This is a genomic window from Alcanivorax sp. IL2, from assembly GCF_047495475.1.
Classification (GTDB): Bacteria; Pseudomonadota; Gammaproteobacteria; order Pseudomonadales; family Alcanivoracaceae; genus Alcanivorax.
In genome coordinates, this window is the sequence record NZ_CP179932.1 from 1705151 (window position 1) to 1719156 (window position 14006).

The following is a 14006-nucleotide window of genomic DNA, read 5'->3' on the forward strand; positions in this document are numbered from 1 at the left end:
TACTGAACCATCGCAACCGGGCCTTGGGGGCGGTATACTCGGCGCTCTCTGATAGCCAGCCGATAATGTTTCTCCTATGAAGAGTGCTGAACTACGCCAGGCCTTCCTGGACTACTTTGCCAGCCAGGGGCACGCCAAGGTGCCATCCTCCTCGCTGGTGCCCCATAACGACCCCACCCTGCTGTTTACCAACGCAGGGATGAACCAGTTCAAGGATGTGTTTCTGGGCCGTGAGTCCCGGGATTACACCCGTGCCACCAGCTCCCAGCGCTGTGTGCGTGCCGGGGGCAAGCACAACGACCTGGAAAACGTGGGTTACACGGCGCGACATCACACCTTCTTCGAGATGCTGGGCAACTTCAGCTTCGGGGACTACTTCAAGCGTGAAGCCATCAAGTTTGCCTGGGAATTTCTCACCGGCACCCTGGGGCTGCCGGAAGAGCGGCTGTGGGTCACCGTGCATGTGTCCGATGACGAAGCAGCGGATATCTGGCTGAAGGAAATGGGCGTCAGCGCCGAGCGATTCTCCCGCCTGGACGAAGACAACTTCTGGCAGATGGGTGACACCGGCCCCTGTGGTCCCAGCTCGGAAATTTTCTACGATCACGGGGCAGATGTGCCCGGCGGCCCACCAGGGTTCGAGGGCGAGGATCTGGATCGCTACATCGAGATCTGGAATTTGGTGTTCATGCAGTACGACCGTCAGCAGGACGGCGAGCTGAAGCCACTGCCCAAGCCCAGCGTGGATACCGGCATGGGCCTGGAGCGCATCGCGGCGGTGCTGCAGGGCGTGCATTCCAACTACGAGATCGACCTGTTCCAGGCGCTGCTGCAGGCGGCGGCAAAAGCCACCGGCTGCCAGGATATGGAAGAGAAATCCCTGCGGGTGATCGCTGACCATATCCGTTCCGCCAGCTTCCTGATCTGTGACGGGGTGATCCCGTCCAACGAAGGCCGTGGCTATGTGCTGCGTCGCATCATCCGGCGTGCCCTGCGTCATGGCCACAAGCTGGGTCAGGACAAGCCGTTCTTCTCCACCCTGGTGGGCGCATTGGTCGAACAGATGGGCGAGGCCTATCCGGAGCTGGTCCGCGAACAGGCCCGTATCGAGAAGGCGTTGCTGGCGGAAGAAGAGCAGTTCGGCCGCACCCTGGCCGCCGGCATGAAGGTGCTGGAAGCGGCCATTGCCGAGCTGGATGACAAGGAACTGCCCGGTGAGGTGCTGTTCAATCTTTATGACACCCATGGTTTTCCGCCGGATCTCACCGCCGATGTGGCCCGTGAACGGGAGTTGACGGTGGACATGGCCGGTTTTGAAGAAGCCATGCAAGCCCAGCGTGAGCGGGCTCGTGGTGCTGGCAGCTTTGCCAATGATTACAGCGACCGTCTCAACATCGAGGCGGTGACCGCGTTCTCCGGCTACGAAAAACTGGCGGATGACGACGAGATCGTCGGCCTGTTCAAGGACGGTGAAGCGGTGGACGCCCTGCAGGCTGGCGAAGAGGGCATGGTTGTGCTGGCCAGCACGCCGTTTTATGCGGAGTCCGGCGGTCAGGTGGGCGACAGTGGCTTCCTGGTGCAGGGCGACAACCGTTTCGCGGTGGCCGATACCAAGAAGCGCCAAGCGGCCCATGTGCACCTGGGCAAGGTGGAAAGCGGCAGCCTGAAGGTGGGCGAGAAAGTGTCTGCCTATGTGGATGTGGAGCGTCGTCGCGCCATCATGCGCAATCACTCTGCTACCCACCTGATGCATGCCGCCCTGCGCAACGTGCTCGGTGACCATGTGCAACAGAAAGGGTCTCTGGTGGCGTCTGACTACCTGCGCTTCGACTTCTCCCATGGCGAAGCGGTGAGCGAAGCCCAGCGCGAACAGATCGAGATTCTGGTTAACCGCCAGATTCTGGCCAACACCCCGGTGACCACGGAATTGATGGATATCGAAGCGGCCCGGGAAGCCGGCGCCATGGCCCTGTTTGGCGAGAAATACGATGATCAGGTGCGCGTGCTGAGCATGGGCAGCGAGGGTTTCTCCAAGGAGCTGTGTGGCGGCACCCACGTGAGCCGTACCGGTGATATCGGTCTGTTCCGTATTACCCTGGAAGCGTCCGCCGCTGCCGGGGTGCGCCGCATCGAAGCGGTCACCGGTGAGCATGCCCTGGGCGTGATGCGCCAGCAGGAGCGGGCGCTTAGCGAAATCGCCGCCACGGTGAAAAGTACCCCGGACAACGCCGCCGAGCGGGTGCGCAGCCAGGCACAGAAAGTCCGCGAGCTGGAAAAGGAAATCGAACGCCTCAAGCAGAAGCTGGCCAGCGGTGCCGGCAGCGACCTCACCGATGAGGTGCAGGAGATCGCCGGCGTGAAGGTATTGGCGACCCAGCTGGACGGTGCCGATGGCAAGACCCTGCGGGTGACCATGGACAAGCTGAAAGACAAGCTGGGCTCCGCCATCATCCTGCTGTCTGCTGTGGAGGGTGACAAAGTGTCCCTGGTGGCGGGTGTCACCAAGGATCTCACCGACCGCTTCAAGGCCGGTGATCTGCTCAAGCATGTGGCCGAGCAGGTGGACGGTCGCGGCGGTGGCCGCCCGGACATGGCCCAGGGCGGGGGCAACAACCCTGCAGCCCTGCCGGCGGCCCTGGAAAGCGTGAAAAACTGGGTGTCCGAGCAGGGGGCGTAAGCTGCGGTCAAGACTGCGGTTCCGCCCTCAACATGAAATCCCGGCGCGTTTCTGCTAAGGTTACGCGCTCTTTTTTGCAGATAAAGCGACTTTATGGCCCTTATAGTGCAGAAATACGGCGGTACCTCAGTGGGTACAGTCGACCGCATTCAAGCCGTCGCCGAGAAGGTGGCAGGCTTCCATAAACGGGGCGACCAGGTGGTCGTGGTGGTGTCCGCCATGAGCGGCGAAACCAATCGCCTGATCGAGCTGGCCAAAGGTGTCAGCGATAACCCTTCACCGCGCGAGATGGATGTGCTGGTCTCCACCGGCGAGCAGGTCACCATTGCCCTGTTGTCCATGGCGTTGCAGAAGCAGGGCATCAATGCCCGCTCCTACACAGGCAGCCAGATTCCCCTGCGCACGGACAGTGTCCATTCCAAGGCCCGTATCGAAGAGATCGACGACAAGAAAGTGCGCGCCGATCTCAATGGCGGCAGCGTTGTGGTCGTGGCCGGGTTCCAGGGTGTGGATGCCGACGGCAACATTACTACTCTCGGCCGTGGCGGCTCCGATACCACCGCCGTGGCTCTGGCCGCCGCATTGCAGGCCGACGAGTGCCAGATCTATACCGACGTGGACGGCGTTTACACCACCGACCCCCGTGTGGTGGATAACGCCCGTCGCCTGGACAGCATTACCTTCGAGGAAATGCTGGAAATGGCCAGCCAGGGCTCCAAGGTCCTGCAGATCCGCTCAGTGGAATTCGCCGGCAAATACAATGTGCCGCTGCGTGTCTTGTCCAGCTTCCAGGATGGTCCTGGAACACTCATTACCGTCGACGACGAGGTTGATATGGAAAAGCCGGTAATCTCCGGAATTGCCTTTACCCGTGATGAAGCCAAAATCATCGTGCGTGGCGCCCCGGATACCCCGGGCATTGCCTACAAGATCCTCGGCCCGGTGAGTGCAGAGAACATCGAAGTGGACATGATCGTGCAGAACGTGGGCAAGGACGGCGCTGCCGACTTTACCTTCACCGTGCACCGCAACGATTTCGCTCGTGCCCAGGAAGCCCTGCGCAAGGCCTCCGAAGAGCTGGGTAACCCGGAAATCATTGGCGATGACAAGATTGCCAAGGTCTCCCTGGTGGGTGTGGGTATGCGTTCCCATGCTGGTGTCGCCTCCAAGATGTTTGAAACCCTGGCCAACGAAGGGGTCAACATCGAGATGATCTCCACCTCCGAAATCAAGGTGTCTGTAGTGATTGCCGAGAAATACCTGGAGCTGGCGGTACGTGCCCTGCACTCCGCCTTCGAGCTGGATCAGCCTTCAAGCTGATCCACATACTGCCAGGTAGGTACGGGGCGACGACCGGTTAGTCTCGCCCCTGTTCACGGCGAGACTTACGAATACGCTTCAGGCATACTACCGCCCCCGTGCCAGGGGTGGGTAAATGGTCCCGCACCAAGGAGTCGTCAAGGACGGCAACCCGCGAGCCTCAGGTACGGCATGCGCTCACGGAAATTGAAGGACCCCAGGAGGGATCATTATGTTAATTCTTACGCGTCGAGTTGGTGAGACCCTGATGGTAGGTGATGAAGTCACTGTGACTGTCCTGGGTGTGAAAGGTAACCAGGTTCGTATCGGTGTAAATGCGCCGAAAGAGGTTGCCGTGCATCGGGAAGAAATCTACCAGCGAATTCAGCACGAAAAATCATCAGACGGTGAGTCTGCCTGATTTTTGGGCTGTATTTTCTCCGCAAAATCGTTATGATGCGCGGCGAGTTTGGAAACAGGCCAGCAAGAGCCCACATTCCAGACTGACAATATGACCGCATTCCGGAGAGGTGGGTGAGTGGCTGAAACCAGTTCCCTGCTAAGGAACCATACGGGTTACCGTATCGCGGGTTCGAATCCCGCCCTCTCCGCCATATATCCAAAAGCGCCCCGCACTGCGGGGCGTTTTTCGTTGCAGCCTTGCTTGCAGGGCGCAGCCCCTCAGATTTCCTCGCGGATCCAGGCTGCCACGCAAAAACCGCGCTAACCCGTCGTGCTCATACTCACAAGCCAACATTTTCAACCCGCCCGACCTCGCAGTTGCGCTACACTATGTGCCCCGAAAAAACTTCGACCCAAGGTGACGCCATGACTGACACCCTGACCATCGCCCGCCCTGACGACTGGCATCTACATTTCCGCGACGGCGATCTGCTCGCCGAGACGGTGCCGGCCACGGCGAACGTGTTTGGCCGTGCCATCGTCATGCCCAACCTGACACCGCCGGTGAATACGGTGGCCCAGGCCGACGAGTACCGGCAGCGAATTCTGGCTCAGGTACCTGCAGGCGTCGCCTTCGAGCCGTTAATGGTGCTGTACCTGACCGATACTACGCCGGTGGAAGAGGTGGAGCGGGCCGCGAAGAGTGACTTCGTGCATGCCTTCAAGCTTTACCCGGCCGGTGCTACCACCAACTCCGATAGTGGCGTTACCGACCCGGGCAAGATCACTCATCTTTACGCGGCCATGGAAAAGCACGATGTGCCGCTGCTGGTGCATGGTGAAGTCACCGATGCAGATATCGATATTTTTGACCGTGAAAAAGTCTTCATTGATCGTTACCTCAATGATATCCGCCGCCAGTTTCCCGGCCTGCGCATTGTCTTCGAGCATGTGACCACGGCAGAAGGGATTCACTTTGTGCGCGAGGCCAGCGAGCTGACGGCTGCCACCGTGACACCGCAGCACCTGCTGATGAACCGCAACGATTTGTTGGTGGGCGGGGTGCGCCCACACAACTACTGTCTGCCAATCCTCAAGCGTCGCCAGCACCAGGAAACGATCCAGCAGGCGGTGCTGGAAGGCCATCACCGTTTCTTCCTGGGCACCGATTCCGCCCCCCATGCACGTAACAAGAAAGAAGCCGCCTGTGGCTGTGCCGGCTGCTATTCCGCCCGGGCCGCGTTGCCGTTGTATGCCAGCTTTCTCGAGCAGCACAACGCCCTGGACAAGCTGGAAGGTTTTGCCAGCCACTTCGGCGCGGATTTCTACCGGTTGCCCCGTCACAGCGACACCGTGACCCTGGTGCGCAAGCCCTGGTCCGTGCCCGAGGTGATTGATGCGGCTGGAGAGGCCATGGTGCCTTTCTACGCTGGTCAGCAACTGCCCTGGTCCCTGGGCTGATTGATGGAATGCTTGCCGGTAGTTGTCCTGAGCGGGTTTCTGGGCAGCGGCAAGACCACGCTGCTCAACCGCTGGCTCAAAGAGCGCCAGGATCTGGCGGTGATCATCAACGAGCTGGGCGATATTGGTATCGACCAGCACCTCACCGGCCCGGGGCGGGTGCCGGTGACCCTGCTTTCCGGCGGTTGCCTGTGCTGCGTGATACAGGGTTCCCTGTCCAGCACCCTGCGTAATCTCTTCATGGCCCGCAAGAATGGTGAGCTACCGGCGTTTTCCACGCTGGTGCTGGAAACCACCGGTGCTGCCGACCCCTTTGGTGTCACCGCACCGCTGGAGCAGGATCCCTGGCTGAAGAAACGTTTTTTCTGCCAGTCGGTACTGACCGTGGTAGACGCACAGGCCGGAGCCGGTAACCTGGAACGTCATCCTGAGTGGCTGGAACAGATCCACGCCGCCGATGCCCTGTTGTTGTCGAAAACGGAGCAATGCCAGCCGGGAGCCCTGGCGGCCTTGAAGGTGCAATTGGCAGCGCTGAATCCCACCGCGCGCATCTACCCGGAACCGGCCCCGGTGGACCTGCTGGCACAGTCCTTTCCCCGTCGTTGCCGGGTCACCGGCAGTTTTGCGCCGGTCCCATCCGGAGGCTCTCTGCTGTCGTCACAGCAACCGGCTAACCAGCCATCCCGTCACCAGCTTTACAGTGCCTCCCTGCGCTGGGATGGCGTGCTGTCCTGGCCCCTGTGGCAGGCTGCCCTGAAGCAGCTTGCCGAGCAATGCGGTGATGCCCTGATCCGGGTAAAGGGCCTGCTGCGCGTGGAGGGGCTGGATGGACCCTTGTTGGTGCAATGGGTAGAAGGCCGGGAGCCGGAACTGGGCCCGCTCAACCAATGGCCGGATCAGGACAGGCAAAGCCGGCTGGTGCTGATTGTCCGCCATCCCCAGGCTGACTTTGCGCAACAACAACTGGCACACTGGGAAACCTTGCTGACACAGCTCACCCCTGAATAGGATCTGACATGGGCTATGTGTATCTTGCCGTGGCCATCCTGGCCGAAGTGGTGGCGACCAGCGCCTTGAATGCCTCCCAGGGTTTTTCCCGGCTATGGCCTTCTGTGGTCACCGTGGTGGGCTACAGCATCGCTTTCTATGCGTTGTCGTTGACCCTGCGCACGATTCCCATGGGTATCGCCTATGCGGTGTGGGCCGGTGTCGGTATTGTATTGATTGCGCTGGTGGGTGCGTTGTTTTTCCGTCAGCAACCGGACCTGCCAGCGGTGGTAGGGATGGTGTTTATTGTTGTCGGCGTGGTGCTGGTGACATTCGTGTCCCGGACCAGCGGACACTGAAATTTTTACAAGGAGTTCCTGTGACAGAGCGGATGCAGAGTGCCGAACAGGCCGTGGATTATGTGATCGAGCAGACCGGTGGCGAAATCCGCCTGGCCATGCCACTGGGGCTGGGCAAGCCGAACCGGTTTGTGAATGCACTCTATGCACGGGTGGAAAAAGATTCCTCCCTGTCTCTGGATATCTACACTGCCTTGTCTCTAGGCAAGCCCGGCGCCGGCAGTGATCTGGAAAAACGCTTTCTCAATCCTTTCGCCGATCGCTTGTTCGGTGACTATGAAGAGCTGGCTTACCTGAAGCCACAGAAACGCAGTGCCCTGCCAGATAACATCCGCGTCTTCGAATTCTTTGTGCAGCCGGGCAGCATGCTGGGCAGTGACAGTGCCCAACAGCATTACATCAGCAGTAACTACACGCACGTGGCCCGTGATCTCAATGCTCGCAAGATCAATGTGGTGGCGCAGATGCTGGCCCACCGGCAGGAAGAGGGCAGTGATTGCTACAGTTTTTCCTGCAATCCGGAGGTGACTCTGGATCTGATGCCGCTGCTCAAGGCGCGCCGGGATGCCGGCGAGACCATCATCTCAGTGGGGCAGGTGCACCGGGATCTGCCCTTTATGGAAAACGATGCTCGTGTGGATGACAGGCTGGCGGACATGGATATCCTGCTGGACGATCCTCAGGGGCATACGCGCCTGTTCAGCACCCCGAATATGCCAGTAAATATTCAGGACCACTTTGTTGGCTTGCATGCCAGTTCCCTGGTGAAGGATGGCGGTACGCTGCAGATCGGGATCGGTGCTCTGGGTGATGCGCTGGTGCATCATTTGCGCTTGCGTGAGCAGGATAACGACCTCTACCAATCCCTGCTCGAGGCCTGGTCCTTGCCGGATAGCCATCAGCAGCTGGTGGAAAAGGAAGGCGGCACAAGCGCCTTCCGCGAGGGCCTGTACGGCTGCAGCGAGATGATGACGCATGGTCTGCTGACGCTGATCGATGATGGCATTATTCGCCGCCCGGTGTATGACTGGGCGCCCCTGCAGCAGCTGGAAATGCACAACCCGGCCAAGCCCGGACTGGCCCTGCTGGATGCCCTGCGAGAGCAGGATGCCATTCGCCGTCGTCTCAATCATGACCACTTGCGTCAGCTGAAGCGCTTCGGCATTTTCCGTAGTGATGTTGAAAAGCACGGTGATGAACTGGTGCTGCCGAACGATATCCGTGTGGCCAACGATCTGGATGATCGTGCTACCCGGGAGGCGCTCAAGGCGGTATTCGGTGAAGAGCTTGCCGGTGGTGTTGTCATGCATGGCGGCTTCTTCCTGGGGCCCCAGGCGTTCTACGCGCGTCTTCGCGAGCTGGATGCTGCGAGCCGGGCTGCCATCAACATGACCCACATCAGCTTCATCAATCATCTTTACGGTGATGAAACCCTCAAGCGTCTGCAGCGCCAGGATGCCCGCTTTGTGAATACCGCTTTCACCGTGACCCTGCTGGGGGCGGCGGTGGCCGACCAGGTGGAAGATGGTCGGGTACTCAGTGGGGTAGGCGGGCAGTACAACTTTGTCAGCCAGGCCCATGAACTGGAAGGGGCCCGTTCCATTCTGATGGTCCGCGCCTGGCGTGAGCGCGCCGGCGAGGCCATGAGCAATGTGGTGTTCCGCTATGGCCACAACACCATCCCTCGCCATTTACGCGATGTGGTGGTCACCGAATACGGGGTGGCGGATCTGCGTGGCAAGACCGACGAGGAAGTGGTGATGGCCATGCTCAATGTAGCCGACAGTCGTTTCCAGATCGAGCTGATGGAAGAAGCCCAGGCGGCAGGCAAACTGCGTCAGGATTATCAGATCCCCGAGCCTCATCGGCGCAACAATCCGGAGCACCTGCACGAAATCGCCGAGCGGCATGGCGACAAGGCGTTCCCGACCTTCCCGCTGGGTTCGGATTTCAATGATGTTGAGCAACAGCTGCTCAAGGCGCTGACCTGGCTGAAGGAAAAAGTCAGCCAGAAGGAATATCTGAAGTTGGGTCGCAAGGCGTTGTTTGAGGAGGGAAGCGAAAGCGATTTTGCTGCCGAACTGGAACGAATTTCGCTGGCCGATCCGCACGGAATCCGTGCCCACCTCTACCAGCGTCTGCTGCTCACCGCGCTGGAAGCCACGCGTTGATATTGTGGTTGGCAATCGGACTGTAGGAGCGGCTCTTGAGCCGCGAACCGGTAATGGCACGGCACAAAAACGTTAGTGCCACCCCCTAACCCTGTTCGCGGCTCAAGCGCCGCTCCTACAGGAAAATACGCTAAGCGCTTTTTCTTTCTTCTACCTGATCGGCTTTCTTCGAGCGTGCTTTGCCGGGGCTGCTGGACAGCACCCGCCAGAATGGAATGCGACGGGTAACGGCTACCATTTCGTCGACGCTGTCGCCAATGCCGGAGAGGCGATCCACGGTATCTCTCAGGCCTACCAGTTCGTCCACATGTTCGGAAATCTTGAACACCACCATGTAAAATTCCAGCAGGGCACGCAGTATCGATGCCAGCACCAGAAACGTCAGTGGTGCGGCGAAGAAAAAGTAGAACAGCCCGCGCCAGGTCGAAGCCATAAAGGCTTCCACGCAGACATAGATCAGGCCACAGGCAATGGCCACCAGAGCGATACCGTACACGCCGGGCAGCACCTGGATAATCATGTACTTGTCGAACTTGAAATTGAACAGCTCGCGCCAGTACTGCACCACCCAGAAGAGTCCGCGACGCATACGGTCGCCGAACTTTTCCGGCAGTTTTTCCGACGTTTTCTGCTGATTATTCTCTACCATTTTGCGTACTGCTCCTCGACAAAACCGTACTGCCCGTCGATGGTCAGGGAGCGTCCGTCCTTGAGTCGGAGCTCACCATCGAAGCGGCCAAACAGCTGGTTGAAATTGCTGGCAAACAGGCCAAGATTCATCCGTTCGCGATGATTGCCGTTGGGGGTGAAGCGAAGCGAAACCTGCCCGCACTGACTGCGCAGGGTCCAGGGTTGCATCAGATCATCCCGGTTGTATTCAAAGATCACCCCGCCGGTAGGGACCAGCTGGTCGTCCACCCACAGGCAGTTTTCTGAAAATGTGGTTTCGTTTACGCCGCAGGACAGGTTCAGTCCCACCCGTGTGTTGCCGATCAGGGCAGACAGGCATGCCCAGTTCCAGAATGTCTCGCGACGCATATAACCGGCGGAAAAATCGTGGTGGCCGCTGGCGCCCAGCTCGGCCAGATCCTGGTGGTTGCCGTCCTGCTGCAGGGTGCCGGTGACAGTGCGACCGGCAACTTTATTGGCGTACACCCAGCCATTGACGCCGGTGCGGGTACACAAGGACATGGGCTGATACTCCGGCCCCTCGTCCATCTGTACATCTAGCGACAGGTCTTTCAGGTCCACCCGCAGGGTTTTGCTCAGGGTGCCGTCCTGCTCCTGATAGCCCAGGCGGATATCCACGCCGCGGCGCTGAAAACGGCTTTCACCGTGCCGTGGAGATGTGGACATGTTCAGTTCCCGGCCCAGCGGCGAGCGCCAAGTATATTCCCGTAAGCGCCCGGTGCGGGGTTCAAAGATGTAAAAAAACGCCATCCCGAGGTAGGCGGTATGGGCGAGGGCACAGCCGGCCAGCAAATCCTGACTGATAACGCCGAAATACTGGAACTGCTTGTAATGAAAATGCCGGGCAAAACGTGGCGCTGGCTGGCCCATCGGGGTGCGGTAATCCGCATCGCGACCGTTGATGGTGGCGACGGTCTCGGGAAATACGCCAAGGGCGACCTGGCCCTGGTGGTCTACCAGTGCCGGAGGTTGAGGCTGAAAGTTCATGTGTTTGGCCAGCTGACAGGAACAATAAACCCCGGGGTATCACGGTGGCGTTGGGTCACCATGAGGGGGCGTTGACGGGTTTCAACATAGTCAATCAGGGTGGGGGTAGCAATCAAAGTGGTACTTTTGTCCGACATGAATGGACAGGGCCAGTAAGGCCGCTCAACAATTGACCATTCGCCGTCATCCAGCGCATCGCTGGGTAGCCACCAGCCCCGTTCATGGCCCGGGTGGGGTGGCTGGCCCGAGGTGGGGGTATGCTGCCGGTAGAACAGCCTTCCCCGGCTCAGCAGGGCAGTGCCATCCGGTTGCCAACCTTGCTCGGCAAGCTGGGCGCGCACTTCCGGCATGGAGGAACGCGGCAGCTGCTGGTCGAACAGATGACGTGCCTTGCGGTCCAGGGTGTCGTGGCTGTTGGGGCCAAACCAGGCCTGCTCTGTGCCCAGGTAAAATTTCAGGGCCAGCTCCCAGTGCCAAAGCGTTCCGTCCATATGATCGCGGACCAGCAGGTCCAGCTCCCCGAGGGTGCGGCCCTGGTGGCGAAAGGGCAGATTACTGGCGATTCGCTCCAGATTGTTGCTGGCATCCACCAGGGCGCAGACCCATTGCTCGAACATCAACCCCAGTCGTCTCGCTGGCGTGTGTGCCTGCAGGCGCAGTGAGGCTCGTTCCGGCAACCCCGGGTCGAGTTGGTATTCGCGTTTTAGCAGCTCGCCGGCATCACTGCAGGGAGAGGGGCAGGGCAGGAGGGATGGGGCCTCCACCAGCCAGCGCAACAGGCCAGCTGGTGTATGAGAGGCTGTGGTCATACTGAAGTGGATAGAATCTCGCGTTTGTTTAATGCCGTTTTTACCTCATCAGCCCAGTGCAGCCAGGCCTGTTGATCGAGAATACCCCGGCGCAGGGTCAGATAGGTAAACAGATCCTTTTCACGGCCCTGTTCATCCAGCTTCTTGGCCAGGGCCTCGAAGGTATGCAGGCGTTCACGACGCAGATCCGCCTGGTCATCCAGCTCGCGCAGGATCGACGACGAATCCGACAGGGCGCCACCCGCAATTTTTACCATAAAGGCGTCGCGGATGCGCGGTGGGGCTGCGGGTTTTCGAAGCCATCGAATCAACTCGTCGCGGCCTTCTTCCGTGATCCGGTACAATTTCTTGTCCGGTTTGCCATCCTGGGGGATATGGCGAAATTTCACCATATGCTGGTCATTGAGTTTTCCCAGCTCCAGGTAAATTTGCTGATGGGTGGCGTTCCATACCAGCCCGATGCTGTTAGCAAATTCGCGAGCGAGGTCGTAACCGCTGGCTTCCTGATCTTGAAGCAGGACAAGTATGGCATGGCGCAAAGACACGGCTCACTCCTCGTTTTATTATGTGACGTAATACTATTTTGATAGTAGAGAGCCGTGTTATTGCTGCGCAATCCGTTGAATAAGTAGTTTTGTAAAAACTTGGTGAACTTACACCACAGCCAAAGTGCAATGTAAGTAATTGTTATCAAAAGGCATGCACTCTGTAGGCCGAGCAGGCCATAAAGGAAAAGATTGTTTCTGTCAGGCTTACAAGGCGCGAAGCAAAAGAAGTAACCCGAAATCCTGTCAGTAATGTCAGGATTTCGGATTTTGCCGATCAGGAGGAGCGGGGAGTAAGCGGGATCAACTGGCTTGCCTGAAACTCCGCGGAGGCCTTGAGCTGTTCAGCGTTCAGTTTGGGGACCAGGTTGTTGATCAGGCTGCGTGATGCCTTGCGGGTAGTTTCCACGCCCATACTGGCCAACTTGCGCAGCACCGGGCCGAATTGCAGCAAGGCCATGGGCCGCTCGAAGTACCAGTCGATGGCCTGATCGGTCAGCGCCAGCAGGTAGCGCACCAGCTCTTTTCGCGCCTTTTCGGGGTTTTCTTCGCACAGACCGGGCAGGCTTTTTCCCAGGGCCGCCATTTCCTCATCCACCGGGAACGCCACGTACCAGAAATCCTCGCCGGGAGCGGGCTGACGAACCAGATCCATGTAGTCAGCGGCAGCGCGGTTCTGCTGCAGATCCAGCTTTTTGGCGCTGCGGCTGACCACCAGGTGGGTGGTCTTGCTGATGGTCTGGGTAGTCATGCGGACCACTTTCATCATCCCCGGGGATAACTGGGCTGCCTCGGCGGCTCGGGTCAGAAAGGCGGTGAGGGCCTCGTCGATGAAGATGCCCATGATCGCTTCGATCTCCTTGGGCTCTGGCCGGGAGGCGCCACCATGCATACGACGGATAAAACCGTCGGTTTTCTCATGCAGGATATCGCTTGAGCGGAAGGCAACGTGCGGTATTGTCATTATTCGGGTCCTGAAGCAAGGGATAAGGAATCATACCCAGCCTGACCGCGGGCTCAAATGACCGAAACTGGTGTGGCCTGACTATTCCTGATGGCACGACTCAGCTATTTCCTTTTGTGTTCCAATGGAAGATGATTCGCGCCCTGCGGGGTAGGCTAGGAGAAATCATGTTAGGCGTAGTCAATGCGGATGCGGAGCAGGTAAAAAAGTGGCTCCAGCAAGCGAATATTCGGCATTACATCTGTGAGCACTGCCACGGGCTACATCTGTCCGAGCTGCAGGAGCGAGAAGGGGTGGTGGATGCCCGTTTGTTCGTGGAAGAGGATGGCATCCTGCTGACCACCGAGCTGGAATTGCGCCCGTCGGCCCTGTTCGCCGTGCAGGCGGAGCTGACCCGGCTGAACATGGCGTATCCGTCCATCAAGCTGTTCCTGGATGTGAGCGATGATTCTCTGCCCCGGCTGGTTGCCTGCGACCTGCTGCTGGGCCGTCACGGCGTTTCCTTCGAGCAGTTCATCTACTTTGTCCAGGCCACCGTGGATGCCACGGTGCAATTGCTGGATGAAGGCCAGGAGTTTAACTGGCTGATCTGGCCGGACGAGATGGACAGCGGTGCCGGTGAGGCTCTGCACTAACGATTCGGTTCGGGAGGCAC

At 59.1% G+C, this 14006-nt stretch carries 13 protein-coding genes and 1 tRNA gene; 9 read left to right on the forward strand and 5 right to left on the reverse strand.

The window, feature by feature from the left end:
- The first annotated feature begins 76 nt into the window (after window positions 1-76).
- The 8 genes from alaS (at window position 77) to ACMG4N_RS08005 (ending at window position 9356) form a co-directional block, all read left to right on the forward strand.
- A complete protein-coding gene (gene alaS, locus ACMG4N_RS07970; protein ID WP_414433259.1) occupies window positions 77-2677 on the forward strand; it encodes an alanine--tRNA ligase in 2601 nt (866 codons plus the stop codon).
- A gap of 93 nt (window positions 2678-2770) precedes the next feature.
- Window positions 2771-3997 carry an aspartate kinase gene (locus ACMG4N_RS07975; protein ID WP_297766272.1) on the forward strand — a complete coding sequence of 409 codons (1227 nt, stop codon included), beginning with the start codon at window positions 2771-2773 and terminating at the stop codon, window positions 3995-3997.
- 211 nt (window positions 3998-4208) lie between these two features.
- A complete protein-coding gene (csrA, locus tag ACMG4N_RS07980; RefSeq protein WP_011589077.1) occupies window positions 4209-4397 on the forward strand; it encodes a carbon storage regulator CsrA in 189 nt (62 codons plus the stop codon).
- Between the two features lie 103 nt (window positions 4398-4500).
- Window positions 4501-4590, forward strand: a tRNA-Ser gene (locus ACMG4N_RS07985).
- A gap of 214 nt (window positions 4591-4804) precedes the next feature.
- Window positions 4805-5839 carry a dihydroorotase gene (gene pyrC / locus ACMG4N_RS07990; RefSeq protein WP_297766281.1) on the forward strand — a complete coding sequence of 345 codons (1035 nt, stop codon included), beginning with the start codon at window positions 4805-4807 and terminating at the stop codon, window positions 5837-5839.
- Window positions 5840-5842: 3 nt separating this feature from the next.
- Window positions 5843-6847: a CobW family GTP-binding protein gene (locus ACMG4N_RS07995; protein ID WP_297766284.1), complete on the forward strand. Its 1005-nt coding sequence runs from the start codon at window positions 5843-5845 to the stop codon at window positions 6845-6847.
- An 8-nt stretch (window positions 6848-6855) separates the two neighbouring features.
- Window positions 6856-7185, forward strand: a complete 330-nt coding sequence (locus ACMG4N_RS08000; protein WP_297766287.1) for a DMT family transporter — start codon at window positions 6856-6858, stop codon at window positions 7183-7185.
- Between the two features lie 20 nt (window positions 7186-7205).
- The gene (locus ACMG4N_RS08005) at window positions 7206-9356 is read left to right on the forward strand and encodes an acetyl-CoA hydrolase/transferase C-terminal domain-containing protein (RefSeq protein WP_414433260.1); all 2151 of its coding nucleotides are present in this window, start codon (window positions 7206-7208) and stop codon (window positions 9354-9356) included.
- Between the two features lie 130 nt (window positions 9357-9486).
- On the opposite strand, the gene ACMG4N_RS08010 is transcribed toward ACMG4N_RS08005, so the two are convergent.
- The 5 genes from ACMG4N_RS08010 to ACMG4N_RS08030 all read right to left on the reverse strand — a co-directional run bounded on the left by ACMG4N_RS08010 (window position 9487) and on the right by ACMG4N_RS08030 (window position 13351).
- Window positions 9487-10005: a DUF4282 domain-containing protein gene (locus tag ACMG4N_RS08010; protein ID WP_414433261.1), complete on the reverse strand. Its 519-nt coding sequence runs from the start codon at window positions 10003-10005 to the stop codon at window positions 9487-9489.
- On the reverse strand, window positions 9999-11033 hold the full coding sequence (locus tag ACMG4N_RS08015; protein ID WP_414433262.1) for a DUF2804 domain-containing protein: 1035 nt from the start codon (window positions 11031-11033) through the stop codon (window positions 9999-10001). Before ACMG4N_RS08015 ends, ACMG4N_RS08010 begins: the two co-directional genes overlap by 7 nt.
- Window positions 11030-11842 (reverse strand): DUF1853 family protein, encoded by an 813-nt coding sequence (locus ACMG4N_RS08020; RefSeq protein ID WP_414433263.1) that lies wholly within the window; start codon window positions 11840-11842, stop codon window positions 11030-11032. Before ACMG4N_RS08020 ends, ACMG4N_RS08015 begins: the two co-directional genes overlap by 4 nt.
- Window positions 11839-12387, reverse strand: coding sequence for a PadR family transcriptional regulator (locus ACMG4N_RS08025; protein WP_297766304.1), 549 nt, complete (start codon window positions 12385-12387; stop codon window positions 11839-11841). Before ACMG4N_RS08025 ends, ACMG4N_RS08020 begins: the two co-directional genes overlap by 4 nt.
- Window positions 12388-12664: 277 nt before the next feature.
- Window positions 12665-13351: a hypothetical protein gene (locus ACMG4N_RS08030; RefSeq protein WP_297766307.1), complete on the reverse strand. Its 687-nt coding sequence runs from the start codon at window positions 13349-13351 to the stop codon at window positions 12665-12667.
- Window positions 13352-13518: 167 nt separating this feature from the next.
- Here ACMG4N_RS08030 and ACMG4N_RS08035 point away from each other — a divergent pair, with 167 nt between their 5' ends.
- On the forward strand, window positions 13519-13986 hold the full coding sequence (locus ACMG4N_RS08035; RefSeq protein WP_414433264.1) for a YbjN domain-containing protein: 468 nt from the start codon (window positions 13519-13521) through the stop codon (window positions 13984-13986).
- Window positions 13987-14006: the final 20 nt, after the last annotated feature.

Coding starts and splice junctions, on each gene's coding strand:
- alaS (WP_414433259.1), top strand. CDS start 77: ATGAAGAGTGCTGAACTACGCCAGGCCTTCCTGGACTACTTTGCCAGC.
- ACMG4N_RS07975 (WP_297766272.1), top strand. CDS start 2,771: ATGGCCCTTATAGTGCAGAAATACGGCGGTACCTCAGTGGGTACAGTC.
- csrA (WP_011589077.1), top strand. CDS start 4,209: ATGTTAATTCTTACGCGTCGAGTTGGTGAGACCCTGATGGTAGGTGAT.
- pyrC (WP_297766281.1), top strand. CDS start 4,805: ATGACTGACACCCTGACCATCGCCCGCCCTGACGACTGGCATCTACAT.
- ACMG4N_RS07995 (WP_297766284.1), top strand. CDS start 5,843: ATGGAATGCTTGCCGGTAGTTGTCCTGAGCGGGTTTCTGGGCAGCGGC.
- ACMG4N_RS08000 (WP_297766287.1), top strand. CDS start 6,856: ATGGGCTATGTGTATCTTGCCGTGGCCATCCTGGCCGAAGTGGTGGCG.
- ACMG4N_RS08010 (WP_414433261.1), bottom strand. CDS start 10,005: ATGGTAGAGAATAATCAGCAGAAAACGTCGGAAAAACTGCCGGAAAAG.
- ACMG4N_RS08015 (WP_414433262.1), bottom strand. CDS start 11,033: ATGAACTTTCAGCCTCAACCTCCGGCACTGGTAGACCACCAGGGCCAG.
- ACMG4N_RS08020 (WP_414433263.1), bottom strand. CDS start 11,842: ATGACCACAGCCTCTCATACACCAGCTGGCCTGTTGCGCTGGCTGGTG.
- ACMG4N_RS08030 (WP_297766307.1), bottom strand. CDS start 13,351: ATGACAATACCGCACGTTGCCTTCCGCTCAAGCGATATCCTGCATGAG.
- ACMG4N_RS08035 (WP_414433264.1), top strand. CDS start 13,519: ATGTTAGGCGTAGTCAATGCGGATGCGGAGCAGGTAAAAAAGTGGCTC.